This is a genomic window from uncultured Stenotrophomonas sp., assembly GCF_913778665.1.
Classification (GTDB): Bacteria; Pseudomonadota; Gammaproteobacteria; order Xanthomonadales; family Xanthomonadaceae; genus Stenotrophomonas.
The window spans coordinates 151,539-170,948 of the sequence record NZ_CAJYVQ010000011.1 but is presented as its reverse complement, the minus strand read 5'-3'; the positions used below and the strand labels follow the sequence as shown (position 1 = coordinate 170,948).

Sequence of the window (19,410 nt, the reverse complement as noted above, 5' to 3'; positions counted from 1 at the left end):
GGGCGGCGTTCCGTGTTGCAGGGTGACATCCGGATGCAGGCAAGGGCACCCGGCATTCAGGGAACTTCGGTGGTTTCGGCAAGAGGCAGCGCGCGGCGGGGCAGCGCCAGCAGCGGCACCGCCCGCTGTACCGCCAGGCGCGCGCGCTCGATCAGCGCTGCGTTGTGCAAGCGGCCGTCGGCGAAATCGCGGTCGGTCGCGTATACGCCCAGCGGCAGGGTGCGGGCCTGGAAGAAGCTGAAGAGCGGCCGCAGCTGGTGGTCGATCATCAGCGCATGGCGCTCGCTGCCGCCGGTGGCGGCGAGGAGGATCGGGGTGTCGACCAGCGCGTCCTGATCGATGAAGTCGAAGAAATGCTTGAACAGACCGGTGTATGAGCCGCGATAGACCGGCGTTGTCACCACCAGCACGTCGGCCTGCTCGACCGCGACCAGCTCGCGCTCCACGCTGTCAGGCAGCTGCGAGCGCCAGAGTGCACCGCCCAGCTGCGGCGCCAGCCCGCCCAGTTCGATCAGGTACGGGTCGCTGGGCGCGAGCTCGCCGATCAGGTCCAGCAGGTGTTCGCACAGGGTGGCCGCGCGCGATGGGCGCTGCAGGCCACCGGAAACGGCGACGATACGGAGGGGGCGGTTGGCTGAATGCATGACCCGATGCTAGCCATGGCCTTCCATGACGTAAAATGGTTTTACTTCACACATCCATGAGCGGGATTCATCGTTATGCTGGAACGAATCCACCTGAGCATCGTGCAGCAGGTCGAGCAGCAGGGTTCGCTCACCGCTGCCGCCGGCGTGCTCAACCTGACCCAGTCGGCGCTGAGCCACAGCATGAAGAAGCTGGAGCAGCAGCTGGGCACCGACATCTGGCTGCGCGAGGGCCGCAGCCTGCGCCTGACCCAGGCCGGGCAGTATCTGCTGGCCGTGGCCAACCGCGTGCTGCCGCAGCTGGACCTTGCCGAGGAGCGGCTGGGCCAGTTCGCGCAGGGCGAGCGCGGCACCCTGCGCATCGGCATGGAATGCCATCCCTGCTACCAGTGGCTGCTGAAGATCGTCTCGCCGTATCTGGCCGCGTGGCCTGACGTGGATGTGGACGTCAAGCAGAAGTTCCAGTTCGGCGGTATCGGCGCACTGTTCGGCTACGAGATCGACCTGCTGGTCACCCCCGATCCGCTGCTGAAGCCAGGCCTGAAATTCGTCCCGGTGTTCGACTACGAGCAGGTGCTGGTGGTGGCCAGCAGTCATGCGCTGGCCAAGGTCGACCATGTAAAGCCGCGCCAGCTCGCCCAGGAAGTGCTGATCAGCTACCCGGTGCCGTTCGAGCGCCTGGACATCTACAACCAGTTCCTGCTGCCGGCCGGCATCACGCCGCGGCGGCACAAGGCCATCGAGACCACCGACATCATGATGCAGATGGTGGCCAGCGGCCGCGGCGTGGCGGCGATGCCTCGCTGGCTGGTGGAGGAGTACGCTGCGCGCATGGACGTGGTGCCTGTGCGCCTGGGTGCAAAAGGCATTCCCAAGCAGATCTATCTGGGGGCACGCCAGACCGACACCGGCATCGACTACCTGGAAGCCTTCATCGAGCTGGCGCGGAACAGTACGCCGGTCGCCAGCAATGCGCGCGGCGCCGGCTGATGCCAGCGCACGTCCCATCGCGGGCCGCCGCCTTCATCGACACGCTTTCACTGGAAGTCAGCGCGAAGGCGATGCCTGCGCTGCGTGCCGAGGCCGCCCGCATTGCCCCCGGCACGACGATCTCCATCCCCTGGCTGGCCAACGACGATGACGAAACGCGGCTGGCGGCAGCGCGCACGGTCCACGAGCTGGGCTTTGCGCCGATGCTGCATGTTGCCGCGCGGCGTGTCCCATCACGCGCCGCGCTGGAACGCTTCATCAATCGCGCTGCCGGCGAGGCGGGGGTACAGCAATGCCTGCTGGTCGGTGGCGACCTGGCCACGCCCGCCGGGCCATTCGCGGACAGCGCATCGATCATCCGCAGCGGCCTTCTCGAGCGCGCCGGCATCAAGGTCGTTGCCGTCGGTGGTCATCCGGAAGGTCATCCGGTGATGAGCACTGCCGAGTGCTGGCAGGTGCTGGAACACAAGTGCCAGAGCATCACGCAGCGCGGCATGGCGCCGTTGATCATCACCCAGTTCGCGTTCGATGCAGGCATCGTGCTGGCCTGGCTGGATGCGTTGCGCGCACGCGGTATCCGTCATCCGGTGCTGGTCGGCGTGCCGGGGCCTGCCAGCATTGCGCGCCTGCTGCGCTATGCCGCGATGTGCGGTGTTGGTGCCAGCGCATCGATGCTGTCCCGGTACGGCATCTCCATCGGCCGGTTGCTCGGCAATGCGGGGCCGGAGGTGTTCGTGGACCACTTGGTGAGCGGATTGGACGCGGGAAGTGGCCAGATCAGCCCGCATTTCTTCCCGTTCGGCGGTATCGCGCCCTCGCTGGACTGGATGGAAGCCTACCGGCGGCGTGCGGGATCTGGCGGCCATGCCTAGGCCATCAGTCATGGCTGCCAGCAGGCATGAACGCCGCCCGGCACCGCTACACTGCGGCATCGATGAGTGAGGTCACGCGATGTCCAGCGCCATCCTGCGGTACACCATGGAAGGGAAACGGTCCGCGCTGCGGAATGTGTTTGCATTGGCAGGTTTGCTTGCGGTGCTGGCCGGCACTGCGGCGCCGGCCAGGGCAGACACGCGCCCGGCCGAGCTGAAGCAGCTGGTCGACAGCTACGCGGCAAACCGCGACTTCAATGGCGTCGTGCTGGTCGCCCAGCATGGGCAGATCCTGTATCGCGGCGCGCACGGGCTGGCCAACCGGGAATGGCAGGTGCCGAACACCGAGGACGGGGTGTTCCGTATCGGCTCGTTGACCAAGCCGATCACCGCGATCCTGGTGATGCAGCTGGTGCAGGAAAACAAGCTGCGACTGGACGGCACGCTGGGCGAGTACCTGCCGACACTGTATGCGGGCACGCCGGCGGCCGCAGTGACCGTGGCGCAGCTGCTGAACCATACCTCGGGCATCGCAGACCTGCCGCGCAACTATGAAGACCCGTGGTGGCAGACGCAGGCCCGGATCGCATTGCAGCCCGTCGACTTCGCCAAGGCGTGGATTCCGGCGACGCTGCAGAGCGCTCCGGGTGCGGAAATGCGCTACAACAACAACGGCTTCTTCCTGCTTGGCCTGATCATCGAGAGCGTGACCGGTGCCAGCTACGAAGCCAACCTCCAGCAACGGATTCTGGACAAGGCCGGCATGCGGGACAGCGGGCTGTATCACGCCAGCGAGCTGATTCCGCGCCTGGCCACCGGCTACCAGACCCGGCCAGACTTCAGCCTGGCGCGCCCCACGCCGATTGACCCCAGCGTTTCCTACTCGGCGGCCGGGGTTTATTCCACGGTCGACGATCTGTTCCGCCTCGACCAGGCGTTGCAGGGCGATACGCTGCTGCGCGAATCGTCGCGCCGCGCGATGTGGACCAGCTACCGTTCCGGTTATGGCTATGGCTGGGAGGTGGACACCTGGTCGTCGCCGGCCAGCGGCACGTACCAGGTGGAATCGCACACCGGCAGCGTGCCCGGCTACCAGGCCTATTGGCTGCGCGCCGAGCAGGACCGGTCGGTAGTGATCGTGCTGGACAATTACTGGCAAGGCGAGACAGCAGTGACCCTGGGCAGGGAGCTGATGGGCGTGCTGCACGGCAAGCCGGTTGTGCTGGCCAAGAAGAATCTGGGCACCTTGCTGGTGCCGCTGGCGCTGACGCAGGGCGTGCCGGGCATGACCCGTGCGTATGAAGGGCTGGGCGCCGGCGGTGGACCGTACGATGTTTCCGAGCAGGCGCTGAATTCGCTGGGCTACCGCCTGTTGAGAATGAAGCGTGTGCCTGAGTCGGTGGCAGTCTTCCAGTGGAATGCCAACGCACATCCGGATTCCGCCAACGTGTACGACAGCTTGGGCGAGGCCCAGCGTGCCAACGGTCAGCTCGATCTGGCGAAAGCCAACTACCGCAAAGCTGCCGAACTCGCACCCACTGACGCGCGGCTGCGCCGCATTGTCGCTGAGCTGGAGGCCGAGTGAGTTGCGCAACTTCCGCTTGGGCACCATGACACGGGTATCGATGAACCGATGGCTGTTGCTGGTGCTTGCTGTGCTGCCGCTTGCTGCGGGCGCGGTGGTCATCCGTCACGATGTTGACGATGCCGATTATCGCGTCGACCCCGCCGAGCTTCCCGCGCTGGCCGACATGCCAGGCGAAGGCCACGGTGTTCTGATCGCCCCGCGCTGGGTGCTGACCGCAGCGCATGCGGCGCCGATGGAAGGCATGGGCGTCACCGTCGCCATCGATGGAACACGCTACGCCGTCGATCGGGTGTTCCTGCATCCCGGCTTCAAGCGCATGCCGGACGCCCTGGGCAAGGAGGCGCTGGCGACAGGGAGCGCCTCGAAGATCCACGCCTTCCTGGCAGCCTCGGACGACATCGCATTGATCCGGCTCACCGCACCGGTGGCGGGTGTAGATCCGGTCGCACTCTATCGCGGCACCGGCGAGGCCGGGCGGGTGGCCACGCTGATAGGGAAGGGGGCCACCGGCAATGGTGCCGTTGGGTTGCTGCCCGGAAGTGCGCATCGCACATTGCTGCGCCGGGCCAACAATGCGATTACCGGCGGCAACCAGCGCTACCTCTGGTACCGCTTCGATGCCCCGCCGCACGGCCTGCCACGTGAAGGGGTGCTCGGCAACGGTGACAGTGGTGGCCCGTTGCTGATCACCGTCCGAGACCGCCAGCAGCTGGCCGGCCTCGGCTCCTGGATCACCGCCGTTCCAGAGCATGCGCTTGAAGCCGGTTTCTATGGCCAGATGGTCTACAACGTTCGCGTATCACGTTATATCGACTGGATCGAACGGGTGATGGAACAGAACGGCGATGCACTCGACCCAAAGAATGGGTTCCATTGAAAACCCATTCAAACCGGCCATTGCCGCTCAGCGCTGGGGATGGCGGATGTCCGACGGGCAACGGATCAGGCGGGCATTGCTGATCGCCTGTCGCGTGCCACAGGTGCGGCATGCCAGCACCGTCCCTCCGGCCACGTGCTCCATGTCCTGCTCGCTCCAGACACTGGTCGATCCACAGGCCGTGCAGGTGGCCTCGATCTGCAGGGCCCGGGCCAGGCCGCCCTCTGCGCCGGGTCGGTAGGTGAGGTCGGTAATCTTGAAGAGGCCGGTATGACGCATTGTTACGCCGAATGGGGTGTATGTCTGGAAAGTAGAACCAAAGGGATATCGGGAGCGTGGGTGCAATGTTGAGGTGAAGTGCAATGCCCGCTCACTCACCGCCCACGACATTGAACTCCTCAAGCCTCGCGCGGCTGACCGACTGGTGGTTGCCGCACTCCGGGCAATCGAGCGCAGCCGCACCGTTGAGGTCGACCAGCCCATGGCCGGGCGTGGCCCGGAACTGCCTTGAGCACTTCAGGCATGAACAATCAATCCGGGTTACCTGAAGCAGGGTGCCATCTGCACGTGCCACTCCTTCGACGCTTGTTACATAGAACTGTCCGATGTCACGCATGAAGATGAATAAGGCCCTGAACGTGGGGTGCCCATGATGCGCCTTGGGCGCACGAAGCACGCGCCCGGGCCTGACGTGGATCCTGAAGAGTTAAGAATGCGGCCCCGGGGGCCTTCTTGAATGAAATGGTAGAGTGTGAGTTGGTGCCGATGTGGCGCCACTTTCCTCAAGGCAGAGACCATGCCCATCCGGGCCGTTGTATACGCAAGTGAAGTGGCTGAAGGTCTTTCGATTGATCAACGCGGAGCACTGGTCGCCGATGCGGCGAGGTTCAACCGGATTGCAGGCGTGACAGGCGTGCTGCTGTTCGATGGTGTTCGATTCGTGCAGTACCTTGAAGGCCCCGAAGACGGAGTTGCCAGCGTTTACGAGCGCGTCCTGCACTCGACCAGCCACACCAATGTTGTCGAACTGGCGCGCGGCCGCGTCTCTTCCAGGCAGTTTCCCTATTGGTCGATGCATGAAATTCCCGCCGATCAGCAGCTGGTCGGCAAGCTCGCACGGGCCGACTGGTCGCGCTTCAAGATCAGCGGGCCTGAAGAAACGGCCAGCTCGGCGTGGGGCATCGACCTGCTTGCCGCTGCCGTGGCCCCGTACGTACAGGCCGCCTGACGCCCCCCGGATCCAATCACGACGATGCCCTTTCGGGGCGCCAGCAGCCGATGGGCGTGCTCACCATCACCTGTCCTGTGCACTGAGTGGGGAAGGCTCGTGCGTATGGCCGTCGTCTTTCATCTTGCGGCGCCAGTGTTGGTCCACGACGATCATGTAGCATGCGGTGTTCACGAGCCGGTGAGTGAAGCGTCGCCAGGGCGTGAGTGAGGTCCAGCGTGACGCATCACGCTGATCGCCCTCTCCGGCGTCGAGCCACGCTCGATCTGCGCACTCCATCCCTCGCATTCACCTCGCAGCAGCGAAAATGCTTCCCTGGGCCCGCCTTGGCGCGCGCCGCTCACTGCCCGCAGGATCGAGAACATGGCCCATCCCCCCTTTGGCGAGTCGTCATGTGCTGCTGCCGCCAGCGGTTGCGTTGAAGTCCGCGGCGCGCGCGAGCACAACCTCAAGAATGTCGACGTCTCCATCCCGCGCAACGCCTTGGTGGTGTTCTCCGGGGTGTCGGGTTCCGGCAAGTCATCGCTGGCCTTCGGCACGGTCTTCGCCGAGGCGCAGCGGCGCTACTTCGAGTCGGTTGCCCCGTATGCCCGGCGCCTGATCGACCAGGCCGGCGTGCCTGACGTCGATGCCATCAACGGGCTGCCACCGGCCGTGGCATTGCAGCAGCAGCGCGGTGCCAGCAACGCACGTTCATCGGTGGGCAGCGTCACCACGCTGTCGAGCCTGGTGCGCATGATGTACTCGCGTGCCGGGGCGTACCCGGCCCATCAGCCGATGCTCTACGCCGAGGACTTCTCACCCAATACGCCTCAGGGCGCCTGCACTGCCTGCCACGGGCTGGGGCACGTCTACGAGGTGACCGAGGCGTTGATGGTTCCCGATCCGTCGCTGAGCATCCGTGAGCGCGCCATCGCCTCGTGGCCACCGGCGTGGCATGGGCAGAACCTGCGCGACATCCTGGTCACGCTGGGCTACGACATCGACGTGCCGTGGAGGACACTGTCGAAGAAGGACCGCGAGTGGATCCTGTTCACCGAGGAGACGCCGAGCGTGCCGGTCTATGCCGGCTTCACGCCCGCCGAGACCCGGGCCGCGCTGAAGCGGAAGCTCGAACCCAGCTACATGGGCACCTATACCGGCGCGCGCCGCTACGTGCTGCACACCTTTGCCAACACCCAAAGCGCGCTGATGCGCAAGCGCGTGTCGCGCTACATGGAAGGTAGGTTGTGCCCCGCCTGCCAAGGCAAGCGGCTCAAGCCGGAAGCGCTCTCGGTCACTTTCGCCGGTGTCGACATCGGCGAATTCATGCAGCTGCCGCTGGATCAACTGGCTGATCTGCTGGAACCCATCGCGCAAGGTGATTTCGGCGCACACCGCCAGGGCGCGCGCACGCGCGGCAATGCCACCCGCCGCGATCGCACCCAGCGGGCGGCCTCCGGCCGTGCCGTCCATGCCGCTGCGCCGGATGTGCGGCTGACCTCGGCCCTGTCTGAAGAGAAGCGCTTGGCCGCACAGCGGCTGGCAGCCGGGGTGATGGCGCGCGTGCGGCAGTTGCGTGAACTGGGCCTGGGCTATCTCTCGCTGGACCGCGCCACGCCGACGCTGTCCGCTGGCGAACTGCAGCGCCTGCGACTGGCTACCCAGCTCAGCGCGTTGCTGTTTGGCGTGCTGTACGTGCTCGACGAGCCTTCGGCCGGCCTGCATCCGGCCGACAGCCAAGCGCTGTACGACGCGCTTGGCCGGCTGCGTGACGGCGGAAACTCGGTGTTCGTGGTCGAACATGACCTGGAGCTGATGCGTCGCGCGCAGTGGCTGGTGGACGTGGGCCCGGAGGCCGGGGAACGGGGAGGGCGCGTGCTCTACAGCGGCGAGCCCGAGGGACTGCGCCAGGTGCAGGACTCGCGCACCGCGCTGTACCTGTTCGATCAGGTGCGGGCGCCGGTCAGCTGTCAGCGCCGCGCCGAGAGCTGGCTGGAACTGAAGGGCATCCACCGCCACAACCTGCGGGGCGTGGATGCGCAGGTGCCGGTGGGGGTGCTGACCGCAGTGACCGGCATATCAGGCTCGGGCAAGTCCAGCCTGATGGCACAGGCGCTGCCTGAGTTGATGCTGCTGCACCTCGGGCACGAGCCCGCGGACGATGGCGCCGAGGCCTCGCCGATCGAAGGACCGACCGTGATCGAAACCACGCGAGGCCAGTTGGCCGGGGATGTGGGCGCCATCCAGCGCGTAGCAAGGGTGGACCAGAAGCCGATCGGTCGCACGCCACGCTCCAACCTGGCCACCTACACCGGGTTGTTCGACCACGTGCGCAAGCTGTTCGCCGCCACACCCGCCGCGCGTCGCCGCCGTTTCGATGCCGGCCGCTTCTCGTTCAACGTGGCCAAGGGCCGGTGCGATACCTGCGAAGGCGAGGGTTTTGTCAGCGTCGAACTGCTGTTCATGCCCAGCGTCTATGCGCCGTGCCCCACCTGCCACGGCGCACGCTACAACGAGGCGACACTGAAGGTGCTGTGGAACGACCGCAACATCGCCGAGGTCCTGCAGATGACCGTAGACCAGGCGCATGCCTTCTTCAGCGAGGAGGAGGCCATTGCCCGGCCGCTGCAGCTGCTGCAGGACATCGGCCTGGGCTACCTGAGGCTGGGGCAGCCGGCCACGGAGCTGTCAGGCGGCGAGGCCCAGCGCATCAAGCTGGCCACCGAGCTGCAGCGCAGCCAGCGTGGGCGCACGCTTTACGTGCTGGACGAACCTACCACCGGCCTGCATGCCTCGGATGCGGACCGACTGCTGGTACAGCTGCAGCGGCTGGTCGACACAGGAAACACGGTGGTGATGATCGAGCATGACATGCGTGCGGTCGCCCAGGCCGATTGGGTCATTGATGTTGGGCCGGGCGCGGGCAGTGCCGGTGGCACCGTCGTGGCCACTGGAACACCGCAGCAGGTCGCTCGCGCGAAAGGCAGCCGAACCGCGCCCTTCCTGGCGCGCGAACTGGCACTGCACGCCGCCTCCATTCCTTCATAGCGTCGAGCGTGTTCGACGACTACCTGCCATCACACCGCGCATCGCCCGCGGCGGGGGGGTGCGACGCGTTGGCTGCATCGCGACGCGGTGAGCCCAGCTTCAGTCCGAACAGGGGTCGCAGCCAGCGTGACCGGCGGATCACCCACTCATGCAGCAGCAGGCAGCCGGCAATGGTGCCCAACAGCAGCAGCATCGGCTCAAGCCAGGCCGCCAGCTGCAGGGGCTTCAACCAGAACAGCAGCACGATCAGCAGGCTCTGGTGCAGCACGTACCAGGGGTACACCGCCTCGCTGCAGTACGGCAGCCACGTGAAGGGGCGATCCAGGTAGCGCTTGCCCCAGCCCAGAACGGTCATCAGCATTGCCCATACATACAGCACTTCGCAGTACTGCGACTGCAGACGCCAGAAGCGCTCCGGCCACTGCCGGAGCACGGAATCACCGGGCAACCAGCGTCCCAGTGCTTCCAGAAACAGGTACCAGGCCAAGGCGCCCGCGGCGGCCGACAACGACGCCCAGCGAAGATCCTGCACGCGCTGCCAGAACCTGGGCTCCCGACCCAGCAGATAGCCTGCCAGGAACACGGTGCCGTACTTGGCGTGCTGGTAGAAGTCGTCCACGAACGTGTTGGTGGCCGGGTGTGAGGGGGCCAGCCATACCAGCCACAACAGCAGCACCAGGGCAGGCATTCCAATCAGCACCATGGCCGGGGCCGCGGACAACCACTGGCCAAACCGCCGCATCGCCGACCCGTCCAGCAACGGCATGACGAGCACCAGCACCACCGTATAGGTCCAGAGATAGGCCAGATACCACAGATGGTTCCAGGTGATGCCGAAGCGATCGCCGGCGAAGCTGCCCTCCGGCCAGGGGCGGACCTGCCAGTAGCGCAGCAGGAACTCCCAGAAGCCTGGCGTAACCGTGCCCCTGCTGACGCCCTCGCAGTAGGGTTGGATCGGTACCACCACGAACATTCCGAACAGCAGCGGCAGCAGTAGTCGCCAGCTGCGAACCAGCACGAACCGATCCCGTTGCATGCGCGGCCGCACCAGCGCAATGGCCACGCCGGAGATCAGGAACAACAGCGACATGCGCCAGCCGTTCACCAGGCGCATCGGCCATTGCAGTGCATCGGTGGTGAAAGTGCCTTTCAGGTGGAAGCCCCAGTCCCCCACATACGCCATGGCGGTGTGGTAGAGGATCAGCAACGCAAAGGCGAAGACGCGGAGCGCGTCGATATCGTGGCGGCGGTTCATGGCGGATCGTTGCGTGAAGGGGCATGCAGCGTGCAATCAATGCCCTGCGCAGGTGGGGGGCAAGGGGCTATCCGTGAGCCGCCAGTGACCAACGGCAGGCGTGCAGGGACGAGCGGTGCCGCTACAATCGCCATTTCATCGCGCGGCGCGCGTGGTACGGAAACCCGATGTCTTCAGTTTCGCCGGGACGCTGGCGCCTCATTCCCCGCCTGTTCCTGTGGGCCGCAGTCCTGCTGGTGATGGCACTGGCAAACACCGCGGTCGAAGTAATGGATGTCCAGCGCAGGGGCGATGCACTGGCGGCCTGGGAGCCGTTGATCTGGGAGATCAGCAGCGTCACCGTGATCCTGTTGACCCTTCCCCTCGTGTGGTGGGGCTGCAGGCGCTGGCCGCTGCATGAAGACACGTGGAAGCGACGCCTCCCGGTTTACGTGTTGGCCAGCATCGGCTGGTCGCTCCTGCACGTGCTGGGCATGATGGCGCTGCGCAAGCTCGCCTACCTGGGCGTCGGTGCCAGTTACGTGGACGGCACAGGCTGGGCCTCGCGCCTGCTCTACGAATACCTCAAGGATGTCCGCGTGTTCTTCAGCTTCGTGGCGCTCGAACACCTGATGAGCTGGCTGGTGCGCCGGCGGCAGGGGGAGGCGCACCTGTTCGCTGCGCCGGAAGATGCCCCGCCCGAGGCGCCGGTTGTTCGCCCGCAGCATTTCCTGGTGCGCAAGCTTGGCAAGGAGTTTCTGGTCGCCACCAACGATGTGGAGTACGCGCAGGCATCCGGGAACTACGTGAATCTCCGGGTTCGTGGCCAGGACTATCCGTTGCGGACCACCATGGCCGCACTGTCCACCCGGCTGGATCCTGCGCTGTTCATGCGCTGCCACCGCAGTTGGATGGTCAACCGCCGCCACCTGCGCTCGATCGAACCGGCCGAGGGTGGCGATGCGGTCCTGCACATGGCCGATGGTGCCCGGGTGCCCTGCAGCAGGCGACAACTTCACGCACTTCGGCAGGTGCTGGGGGCAGGTTAGCCAGGGCAGCCCCTCGCTTGCCCTGTTGTCCGCCTAAAGACGCCAGTCAACCCGGAGGCCGGCGATCAGCGCGTTCGGCAGGTTGCGCTGGCGCGTGGGTTCGTTGAACTGGTCCGGATGCACGATGTAATGCAGGTTCGGCGCGAGCCGCAGTTGCGGGGTCAACTGGATGCCGTAGCTCAGTTCCATCATCACCTGGCTCCCGTGCGGAATGCCGTTACCGCCAGCCTCGGCGCGGGCAAGTCGCAGATTGTCCAGAGCGATGCCGCTGTACTTCTGCTGGGTCACGACGAACGCGATGCTGTCCTGTGCCCGGTCGGCGAAGGTACCTTTCTGCACTATGCCGGCCTGGAGGAAGTGGTCCTCGATCAACTGGCCGGAGGTGCCTTTGAGCGCCGCACCGAACACGGTAAGGCCACGGCCGGCACCCTCACGGGTGAGTTGCTGTTCGAAGCGGGCGAACACGCCGGACCGGCCGTGACGTGTCGCGTACTCCTGGCCGCTGAGCAACGCCGGCAGGCCATTGGCATCGCGCAACGGGTCACGGTAGGTCGAGTTGTCCTGCCAGCCACCCAGTTCGTAGCGGGCCTCCAGGGGCGCCGATGCCGGGCTGCGCCAGCCTATCGTGTAGGGCACGATCCAGCCGGTGGCCTGGTGCGTGCTCCACTTCAGACCGTGCTGGCCCTCTTCGGCCTGGCTCGGATCGACCTGGTAGGCGCCCACACGCACATAGACATCAGGCGTCACCCAGGCCGTGGCGTCGGCCATCCAGCTCGATACCGGCCACCAGGTGAAGTTGCTGGTGCGGAATACATAGGTCGGGTTGCCGCAGGCCGAGTTGCCCTGGAAATACTGGCACAGCTCCGAGCCCAGATGATGGATGTTGGCGACGCTGCGCCCCGCTTCCAGCACCAGTCGTCCGTCCAGCAGCTTCTGTTCCAGCGTCAGGTTGGCCAGTCGCGTACCCTGGCCACCGTAGATTTCCTGCACCGAAGTGCTGTTGCCGGTGCTGCTGTTGGCAAGATTGGTGCCATGGCGGTTGATGCCGTAAGCCTTGATCGTCGCGCCCCGCCAGCCAAGCGCAGCGTCCAGGTTCACATCGGCGCCGAACATCAACTGGCCGGCATAGGCGGTGCCGCTGCGCTTGCCACCCTCCAGCGTGGCGGCAGCTTCGCCCGTGTAGGCGAGCTTCGGGGTGATGACGTCGCTGGCGTCGGCGGCTGCGGCCAGTGAAGGCAGCGCCAGCAGGATCGCTGCCAGCAAAGAGCGGTGGGGAGAGCAGGGCATGGGCGAGGCTCCGTGTGCAGGACATCTGTCGCTGGCCCCCTGATGCACAGGGGCGGCGCGATGATCGTGAATAAGGGAAAGATCAGGCCGGCGTGGTGACCGGCTTCTTGAGGACGCGCAGTGCGACCGCAGTGACGGCCACGCCGGCCAGCAGCGCAAGCAGATACACGGCCAGATGGGTGACCGCGTTCGGGATCGGCAGCACGAACACACCGCCGTGCGGCACCTTCAACTCGACCCCCGCGGCCATCGAGATCGCACCGGCCACGGCAGAGCCAAGGACCAGCGCCGGAATCGTGCGCAGCGGATCGCGTGCGGCGTACGGGATTGCACCCTCGGTCACGAAACTGAGGCCGAGTACGCCGGCAGCACCGGCAGTGCCACGCTCCTCGGCAGTGAAGCGATTGCTGAACAACCATGTCGCAAGCGCAATACCCAGTGGCGGCGTCATGCCACCGATCATCGTCGCTGCCATCGGCGTGTACACCTGGCTGGAAATCAGGGCAGTGGAGAACGCATAGGACGCCTTGTTGACCGGCCCCCCCATGTCCACTGCCATCATTCCGCCCAGCAGCAGGCCGAGCAGAATCGCGCTGCTGCCCTGCATGCCGCGCAGCCAGTCGGTCAGCCAGGCCAGCAGCCCGGCAACTGGCGTGCCGATCACGTACATCATCAACAGGCCGACCAACAATGTGCCCAGCACCGGCAGGATCAGTACAGGCTTGAGGCCTTCCAGGCTGCGGGGAAGGCGTAGTCCGCGGTTGATCCAGTACACGCCATAGCCAGAGATGAAGCCGGCCAGGATGCCGCCGATGAAGCCTGCGTCCATGTTGACCGCTACCAGTCCGCCGATCATGCCGGGCGCGATGCCGGGACGGTCGGCGATGGAATAGGCAATGTAGCCAGCCAGTGCAGGCACCATCAACATGAATCCGGACTTGGCGCCGATCTGGAACAGCGACCAGGCCAGCGTTCCCTTGTGTGCATCGTCGAAGGCGTAGATGCCGCCGAGCGCGAACGCCAGCGCAATCAACAGGCCGCCGGCGGTGACGAACGGCAGCATGAACGATACGCCGGTCATCAGGTGCTTGTAGGGGCCGGTCGCTTTGCTCTTCTCGGTCGTACGGCCTGATGCCGCCGTACCGGCCTGCACTGCGGCCTCGGCCAACGCCTTGCGGATCAGGTTCTGGCCATCGTTGATCGCTGGCTTGGTGCCACTCTTGAACAGCCGCTTGCCTGAAAAGCGCGACAGATCGACCTCGCGGTCGGCGGCAATCAGCACCAGGTCGGCGGACGAAATTTCCTCATCGCTCAATGCGTCCTGTGCGCCAACCGAGCCCTGGGTTTCAACCCGGATGTCGTGGCCCAATGCCTTGGCCGCCTGCTGCAGGCCTTCGGCGGCCATGAAGGTGTGCGCAATGCCGGTCGGGCAGGAAGTGACGGCGACGATGCGCTTGCCGGCGTCCGCAGTGGAAACGGAGGTGGCAGCGACCGCCAGCGGCGCCAGTGCGGCGAGTGCATCGTCCAGCACTTCGCCGAGGCTGGCGCGCACGATCCGTGCGTTGCCGAAGCGGGAGGTGGCCGCCTCGCCGTCGCCGACCAGCAGCAGCTGCGTCGCCGCAGCGGCATGTGCAGCGGGTAGTGCGCCGGTCACGCCCTGGTCACTGCGGATTTCGATCATCAGCTCGAGCCCGCGATGGCGGGCAGCACGGCGCAGCGCTTCAGCGGCTAGAACCGCCTCGATGCTGCGTTCGCCTGCGGCGATGACTACGGTGGAAGCATGCATGGAAACTCCTGGAGTTCTTCGGGTTCGTCCTTGCAGGAGGGCCATGCGTAGCCTGAGGCCAGTCGCCACTCCCCCTGCAGGGGTTTCAATCCAACCGCTCGATCAGTACCTCGCCGGACCACTCGCGTACCTGTGCCGGGTCCAGTCGTCGCGCATCGCCACTTGCCAGTCGGCTCATCGAGAACGCCGTCGCCAGTCGTGCGCAACCGGCCAGGTCAAGGGAGGGCTCGAGCCAAGCAGCAGCAATGCCGGCGACCATCGCGTCACCTGCACCTACCGTGCTGCCCTGCGACAGGCGCACGGGGCGCGCGACCAGCGCGTCGCTGCCATCAATGAACAGCGCACCGTCGGTGCCCATCGAAATCACCACCAGAGCGACCCCGCGCTCAATCAGAGCCACGCCCGCCGCCCGAAGGGCGTTTCGATCCCGCAGCGGCGTGCCGGCCCAGGCCTCCAGCTCGTGGCGATTGGGCTTGACCGCGTGGGGCAGTGCCACCCGTGCGTCACTCAGGGCGGCGGCAAGCGCGTCTCCGCTGGTGTCCAGCAACACCCGCGCACCTCCTTCGGCGGCCTGTGCCTGCAATCGCGCCCACGCATCGGCTGGCAGGCCGGAGGGCAGGCTGCCGGACAGCACGACCGGCCGCCCCGGCTGCAGCACGGCGGCGAGCTGGCGCGACACTGCATCCAGATCGGCCTGACACAGCGACAGGCCGGGCAGGTTGATGTCGGTGGTCTCGCCGATGGCCTCTTCGACCAGCTTGATGTTGGTGCGGGTGCGGCCCGGCCTGCGCAGGCAGCGGTCGGCGATGCCACGTTCAGAGAACAGTGCGCCGAACACGCGGTCGTTGTCTTCGCCGAGCACGCCCAGCGCCGTGGTAGGTACACCCCAGTCGGCGAGGCAGGCAGCCACGTTGACGCCCTTGCCGCCGGCGTCATCGCGGGTGCTACGGGCGCGGTGCACATGGCCCGGCTGCAGCTGCGCCAGCCGCACGGTCTGGTCGATGGCCGGGTTCAGGGTCACGGTGATGGCGTGGGGCCTCATGCGCGTGCTCCGTCGAGGGCGCGCACCTGCTCGGCGGTTTCGCAGTCCAGCGCGGTGCTGGCCAGCGTCTGCAGCTCCTCCAGCGTGTTGCCACGCAGCCGCGCCTTCACGGCTGGGATGTCGTTGGGGGTCATCGACAGTTCGTCCACACCGAGACCGGCCAACAGCACTGCGCCGAACGGATCGCCGGCCAGACCGCCGCAGACACCGACCCAGCGGCCATGCAGGCGAGCGCCCTCCACCGTGGCGCGGATCGCGCGCAGCACGGCCGGATGCAGGCTGTCGGCTTCGGCGGCAAGCTCCGGGTTCTGGCGGTCAATGGCCAGCACGTACTGGGTCAGGTCGTTGGTGCCAATCGAGAAAAAGTCGGCGTAGCGGGCCAGCACATCGCTCTGGGCAGCTGCGGCTGGCACTTCGATCATGATGCCGATCGGCACCTCGGGCGCGTCGAGCTCAATGCGCAATCGCTCACAAATCGCGCGCAGGGCGATCAGCTCCGCTACCGAGGTGATCATCGGGAACATGATGGACAGCCGGGCACCGTCTTTGGCAGCGCGATACAGCGCACGTAGTTGCGGCTCCAACAGATCGGGGCGGCGCAGCAGCAGGCGCGCGCCGCGCACGCCGAGGAAGGGGTTCTCCTCGCGCGGCAACTCCAGGTGTGCCACCTGCTTGTCGCCGCCGATATCGAGCGCGCGCACGATCAGCGGCCGACCGTCGAGCGCCTTGGCCATGGCCAGGTAGGTGGCGTGCTGCTCATCCTCGCTGGGCGTGCTGCCACGTTCGAGGAACAGGAACTCGGTACGCATCAGGCCGACACCCTCCGCACCCTGTTCCAATGCCATGGGCACCTGGTCAGGCAGGTTGACGTTGGCGCCGATGTCGATGCGGTGGCCGTCAGGAGTCTGTGCCGGTTGCGCGCGCTGCGCCGCTTCGCGCTCGCGGATCTGCCGCTGTTCGTCGATCCACGCGCGCGCCGAGGCGAGATCGGCCTCGGAGGGGGATAGATAGAGCCGGCCGCTACCGCCGTCGATGATCGCCTCTCGGCCCGCGCTGATCGCCAGCAGGTCCGGGCCGGCAGCGACCAGCGCCGGCAGCCCGAGTGTGCGCGAAAGAATCGCGGTGTGCGAAGTCGGTCCGCCCTGCGCGGTGGCGAGGCCGAGCACCCGGTCGGTGTCGAGGTTGGCCGTGTCTGATGGTGACAGGTCAGCCGCGAGCAGGATGCACGGTTGCGCGGGAAGGTCTGCAAGCCCACCGCCGGCAGCGGAAGGATCAAGCTGAGCCAGTACGCGCCGGCCCACGTCACGCAGGTCGGCCGCACGCCCGGCCAATACCGGGTTGCCCAGCGCCGCCAGTCCGGAGGCGATCTGCTCGATGGCCTGATGCCATGACCACGCAACGCCATGGCCTTCAACCATCAGCTGGCAGGTGCGGGTAATCAGGTCGGTATCGTCGAGCAGCGCAGCCTGTGCCTTGAAAATCGCTGCATCCGAGGCGCCGAGGCGGCGCTGTGTGTCGTCGTGCAGCGCCGCCAACTGCTGGCGGGTGCGACCGAGTGCTTCCTGCAGGCGGGCACCCCCTTCGCCGAGCGGGGCGGGGTGGTCGGCAATGTCGGCATGCGTGCTGGCCAGCACATGCACCGGGCCGATGGCCAGCCCCGGGCTGGCGCCGATGCCGATGATCGCCGCCTGGGCTTCAGGCGGATTCCAGCCCGCGACCGGCGCGGCCCTGCGTTGCGCCGCACGCTCGGCGTCGGCCTTTTCCTGGGCTACCAGCCCCTCCATGACCTTGCGCAACGCGGCCAACAGCGCGGGGGCGTCGGCGCCCTCGGCAGACACGCTGACCGCATCACCTTGGCGTAGCCCGAGTTGCAGCAGCGCAACCAGGCTCTTTGCATCCGCTGCCTGATCGCCCGCCCGCACCTGTGCGCGGGCCGCAAAGCTGCGCGCCGTCTCGGCCCAGCGCGTGGCTGGGCGCGCGTGCAGCCCGCTGGGGTAGGCGATGGTCCAGTCGAAGTGCTCGGCCAGATCAGTCACTGGCGCATCGGTCGTCGTGGTCGCGACATCGCTGGCCAGGGCGGTGACGATGTCGCCCGCATCGGCGGTTGAGAACAAGCGCTGCAGGGTGGCGTCATCCTGGATCAGCCGGGTCAACCGCCGCAGCAGCGTGATGTGGGTATCGGACTGGGCGGCGATGCCGACCACCAGGCGGGTGACCTGGCCCGGATTCCATTCCACGCCATCCGGAAACTGCAGCACCGCGATGCCATCGCGGCGCACCAGATGGCGGTCCTCGCTGAGCCCATGCGGGATGGCCACGCCGTGGCCGAGGAAGGTGTTGGCCACGGCTTCGCGACGCTCCATGCTGGCCTCGTAACCCGGCCTGACGCATCCGGCGGCAACCAGCAGTTGCGCTGCTTGGGCGATGGCGTCCGCCTTGTCCTGCGCATGGGCGTTCAGGCGGATCAGTTCCCGGCTGACGGGGGAGAAGGAGGGCAGGGGCTGCAAGGCGGGCTCCGGGAGGGGTGGGCTGGGGCGTATTGGGAACGTTCCCAGTCGTCATTTCAATGTGCACTGCACAAAAAGCCAATAGTGCTTTGGCGTTAGCATTGTCACGAGCGGCCATTTGACCCTGAATAGAGCAAGTACCCGGGAACGTTTCCAATGAGCATCAGTATCAACGACGTCGCCCGCGTGGCGGGGGTGTCCAAATCCACGGTGTCTCGGGTGCTCGGAGGGGGGGCGGTCAGCGGGGAGGTGCGCGAACGGGTCGAGGCGGCAATCCGCCAGACCGGCTATCGGCCCAACCTGCAGGCCAGGCGCCTGCGCTCCCGGCATACCGGCATCATCGGGCTGATCGTGGCAGACATCCGCAACCCCTTCTTCACTGCGCTGATCCGCGCAGTGGAGGAGGTCGCCTATCGCGAAGGCCTGCGCGTCACGCTCTGCAACACCGACGAAGACCCCGAACGCGAGGCGTTGTATCTGCGATTGATGCACGAAGAGCGCATCAGCGGCCTGATCTTCGCACCCACCCGTACCACGGTCGGCCGGCTGGAGCGGCTTGCACTGGACTTCCCGACGGTACTGGTGGACCGCGCCGCCCCCAGCGGATCGATCGACAGCGTGGTACTCGACAATCCTGCGGCGATGGGTGGGCTGGTCGAGCACCTCATCGAGCGAGGTTATCGCCGAATTGGAGGGTTGTTCGGCAGCACCAGCACCACGGCGGCCGAGCGACGCGACGGCTATCTTGCTGCGATGCGCAGCCATGGATTGGAGCCGGACTACCGCGAGGTCGAGCCCACCGCCGAAGCCGCCATCGCAACGGTCGGGCAGTGGCTGGGCGGTCCATCGCGGCCCGAGGCCCTGGTTACCAGCAACAGCCTGCTGCTCATGGGCGCATTGAAGGCGGCCCGCAGTGCCGGTCTCGCAATTTCCGACGAGTTGGCGCTGGCAGGTTTCGACAACGAGCGCTGGACCGAACTGGTCGAACCCGGCATTACCGTGGTCGAGCAGCCCGTTGAAGAGATGGGGCGAGCTGCGATGTCGTTGTTGCTGGAACGCCTGCGCACGCCGGAGCTGCCCGTGCGCAGACTGGTAATGACGGGAAAGTGCGTGGTGAGAGGGTCAACGGCTGCGCGATAGTTCGTGCCCGCCTGCGGCAGTCCATGAAGCTGCCACCAAGGTGTTGGCGGGTCATGCGTTGTCTGCTACAAGCCATCTGTACACAGACACAGTGGATGACGGCCTTGTCAGAGCCCTATTCAGCGTTGCTCCGCCT

The 19,410-nt window shown here is 66.4% G+C and carries 15 protein-coding genes; 8 read left to right on the top strand and 7 right to left on the bottom strand.

What is annotated here, in order from left to right; genetic code table 11:
- Positions 1-56 precede the first annotated feature (56 nt).
- Complete coding sequence (gene msuE, locus QZ853_RS16045; protein ID WP_295575255.1) at positions 57-644, bottom strand: FMN reductase; 588 nt, start codon at positions 642-644, stop codon at positions 57-59.
- 75 nt (positions 645-719) lie between these two features.
- Here msuE and QZ853_RS16040 point away from each other — a divergent pair, with 75 nt between their 5' ends.
- From QZ853_RS16040 to QZ853_RS16025, 4 genes are all read left to right on the top strand, one after another.
- Entirely contained in the window at positions 720-1,634 is a 915-nt protein-coding gene (locus QZ853_RS16040) for a LysR family transcriptional regulator (protein WP_295575253.1), read from the top strand.
- Positions 1,634-2,506, top strand: coding sequence for a methylenetetrahydrofolate reductase (locus QZ853_RS16035; protein ID WP_295575251.1), 873 nt, complete (start codon positions 1,634-1,636; stop codon positions 2,504-2,506). The genes QZ853_RS16040 and QZ853_RS16035 overlap by 1 nt, the downstream gene beginning before the upstream one ends.
- A 145-nt stretch (positions 2,507-2,651) precedes the next feature.
- Complete coding sequence (locus QZ853_RS16030; RefSeq protein ID WP_295575248.1) at positions 2,652-4,091, top strand: serine hydrolase; 1,440 nt, start codon at positions 2,652-2,654, stop codon at positions 4,089-4,091.
- A gap of 40 nt (positions 4,092-4,131) precedes the next feature.
- Positions 4,132-4,971, top strand: coding sequence for a trypsin-like serine protease (locus tag QZ853_RS16025; RefSeq protein WP_295575245.1), 840 nt, complete (start codon positions 4,132-4,134; stop codon positions 4,969-4,971).
- A 27-nt stretch (positions 4,972-4,998) separates the two neighbouring features.
- Here QZ853_RS16025 and QZ853_RS16020 read toward each other — a convergent pair whose 3' ends face one another.
- Entirely contained in the window at positions 4,999-5,250 is a 252-nt protein-coding gene (locus QZ853_RS16020) for a hypothetical protein (protein WP_295575243.1), read from the bottom strand.
- Between the two features lie 517 nt (positions 5,251-5,767).
- Here QZ853_RS16020 and QZ853_RS16015 point away from each other — a divergent pair.
- Both QZ853_RS16015 and QZ853_RS16010 read left to right on the top strand, forming a co-directional pair.
- On the top strand, positions 5,768-6,199 hold the full coding sequence (locus tag QZ853_RS16015) for a BLUF domain-containing protein (RefSeq protein WP_295575240.1): 432 nt from the start codon (positions 5,768-5,770) through the stop codon (positions 6,197-6,199).
- Between the two features lie 363 nt (positions 6,200-6,562).
- The gene (locus tag QZ853_RS16010; protein WP_295575238.1) at positions 6,563-9,229 is read left to right on the top strand and encodes an excinuclease ABC subunit UvrA; all 2,667 of its coding nucleotides are present in this window, start codon (positions 6,563-6,565) and stop codon (positions 9,227-9,229) included.
- 19 nt (positions 9,230-9,248) lie between these two features.
- Here QZ853_RS16010 and QZ853_RS16005 read toward each other — a convergent pair whose 3' ends face one another.
- Positions 9,249-10,484 (bottom strand): acyltransferase, encoded by a 1,236-nt coding sequence (locus QZ853_RS16005; protein WP_295575236.1) that lies wholly within the window; start codon positions 10,482-10,484, stop codon positions 9,249-9,251.
- Positions 10,485-10,651: 167 nt separating this feature from the next.
- On the opposite strand from QZ853_RS16005, the gene QZ853_RS16000 reads away from it, so the two are divergent.
- Positions 10,652-11,512: a LytTR family DNA-binding domain-containing protein gene (locus QZ853_RS16000; protein ID WP_295575234.1), complete on the top strand. Its 861-nt coding sequence runs from the start codon at positions 10,652-10,654 to the stop codon at positions 11,510-11,512.
- 33 nt (positions 11,513-11,545) lie between these two features.
- Here the strand turns inward: QZ853_RS16000 and QZ853_RS15995 are convergent, their stop codons facing one another.
- The 4 genes from QZ853_RS15995 to ptsP form a co-directional block, all read right to left on the bottom strand.
- Positions 11,546-12,799 (bottom strand): carbohydrate porin, encoded by a 1,254-nt coding sequence (locus QZ853_RS15995; protein WP_295575232.1) that lies wholly within the window; start codon positions 12,797-12,799, stop codon positions 11,546-11,548.
- Positions 12,800-12,881: 82 nt separating this feature from the next.
- Complete coding sequence (locus QZ853_RS15990) at positions 12,882-14,585, bottom strand: fructose-specific PTS transporter subunit EIIC (RefSeq protein ID WP_295575230.1); 1,704 nt, start codon at positions 14,583-14,585, stop codon at positions 12,882-12,884.
- Between the two features lie 85 nt (positions 14,586-14,670).
- On the bottom strand, positions 14,671-15,627 hold the full coding sequence (gene pfkB / locus QZ853_RS15985; protein WP_295575228.1) for a 1-phosphofructokinase: 957 nt from the start codon (positions 15,625-15,627) through the stop codon (positions 14,671-14,673).
- Positions 15,624-18,134: a phosphoenolpyruvate--protein phosphotransferase gene (gene ptsP / locus QZ853_RS15980; RefSeq protein ID WP_295575225.1), complete on the bottom strand. Its 2,511-nt coding sequence runs from the start codon at positions 18,132-18,134 to the stop codon at positions 15,624-15,626. The genes pfkB and ptsP overlap by 4 nt, the downstream gene beginning before the upstream one ends.
- Before the next feature lie 156 nt (positions 18,135-18,290).
- Between ptsP and QZ853_RS15975 the strand changes: the two genes are divergently transcribed.
- The gene (locus tag QZ853_RS15975) at positions 18,291-19,274 is read left to right on the top strand and encodes a LacI family DNA-binding transcriptional regulator (RefSeq protein ID WP_295575222.1); all 984 of its coding nucleotides are present in this window, start codon (positions 18,291-18,293) and stop codon (positions 19,272-19,274) included.
- Positions 19,275-19,410: the final 136 nt, after the last annotated feature.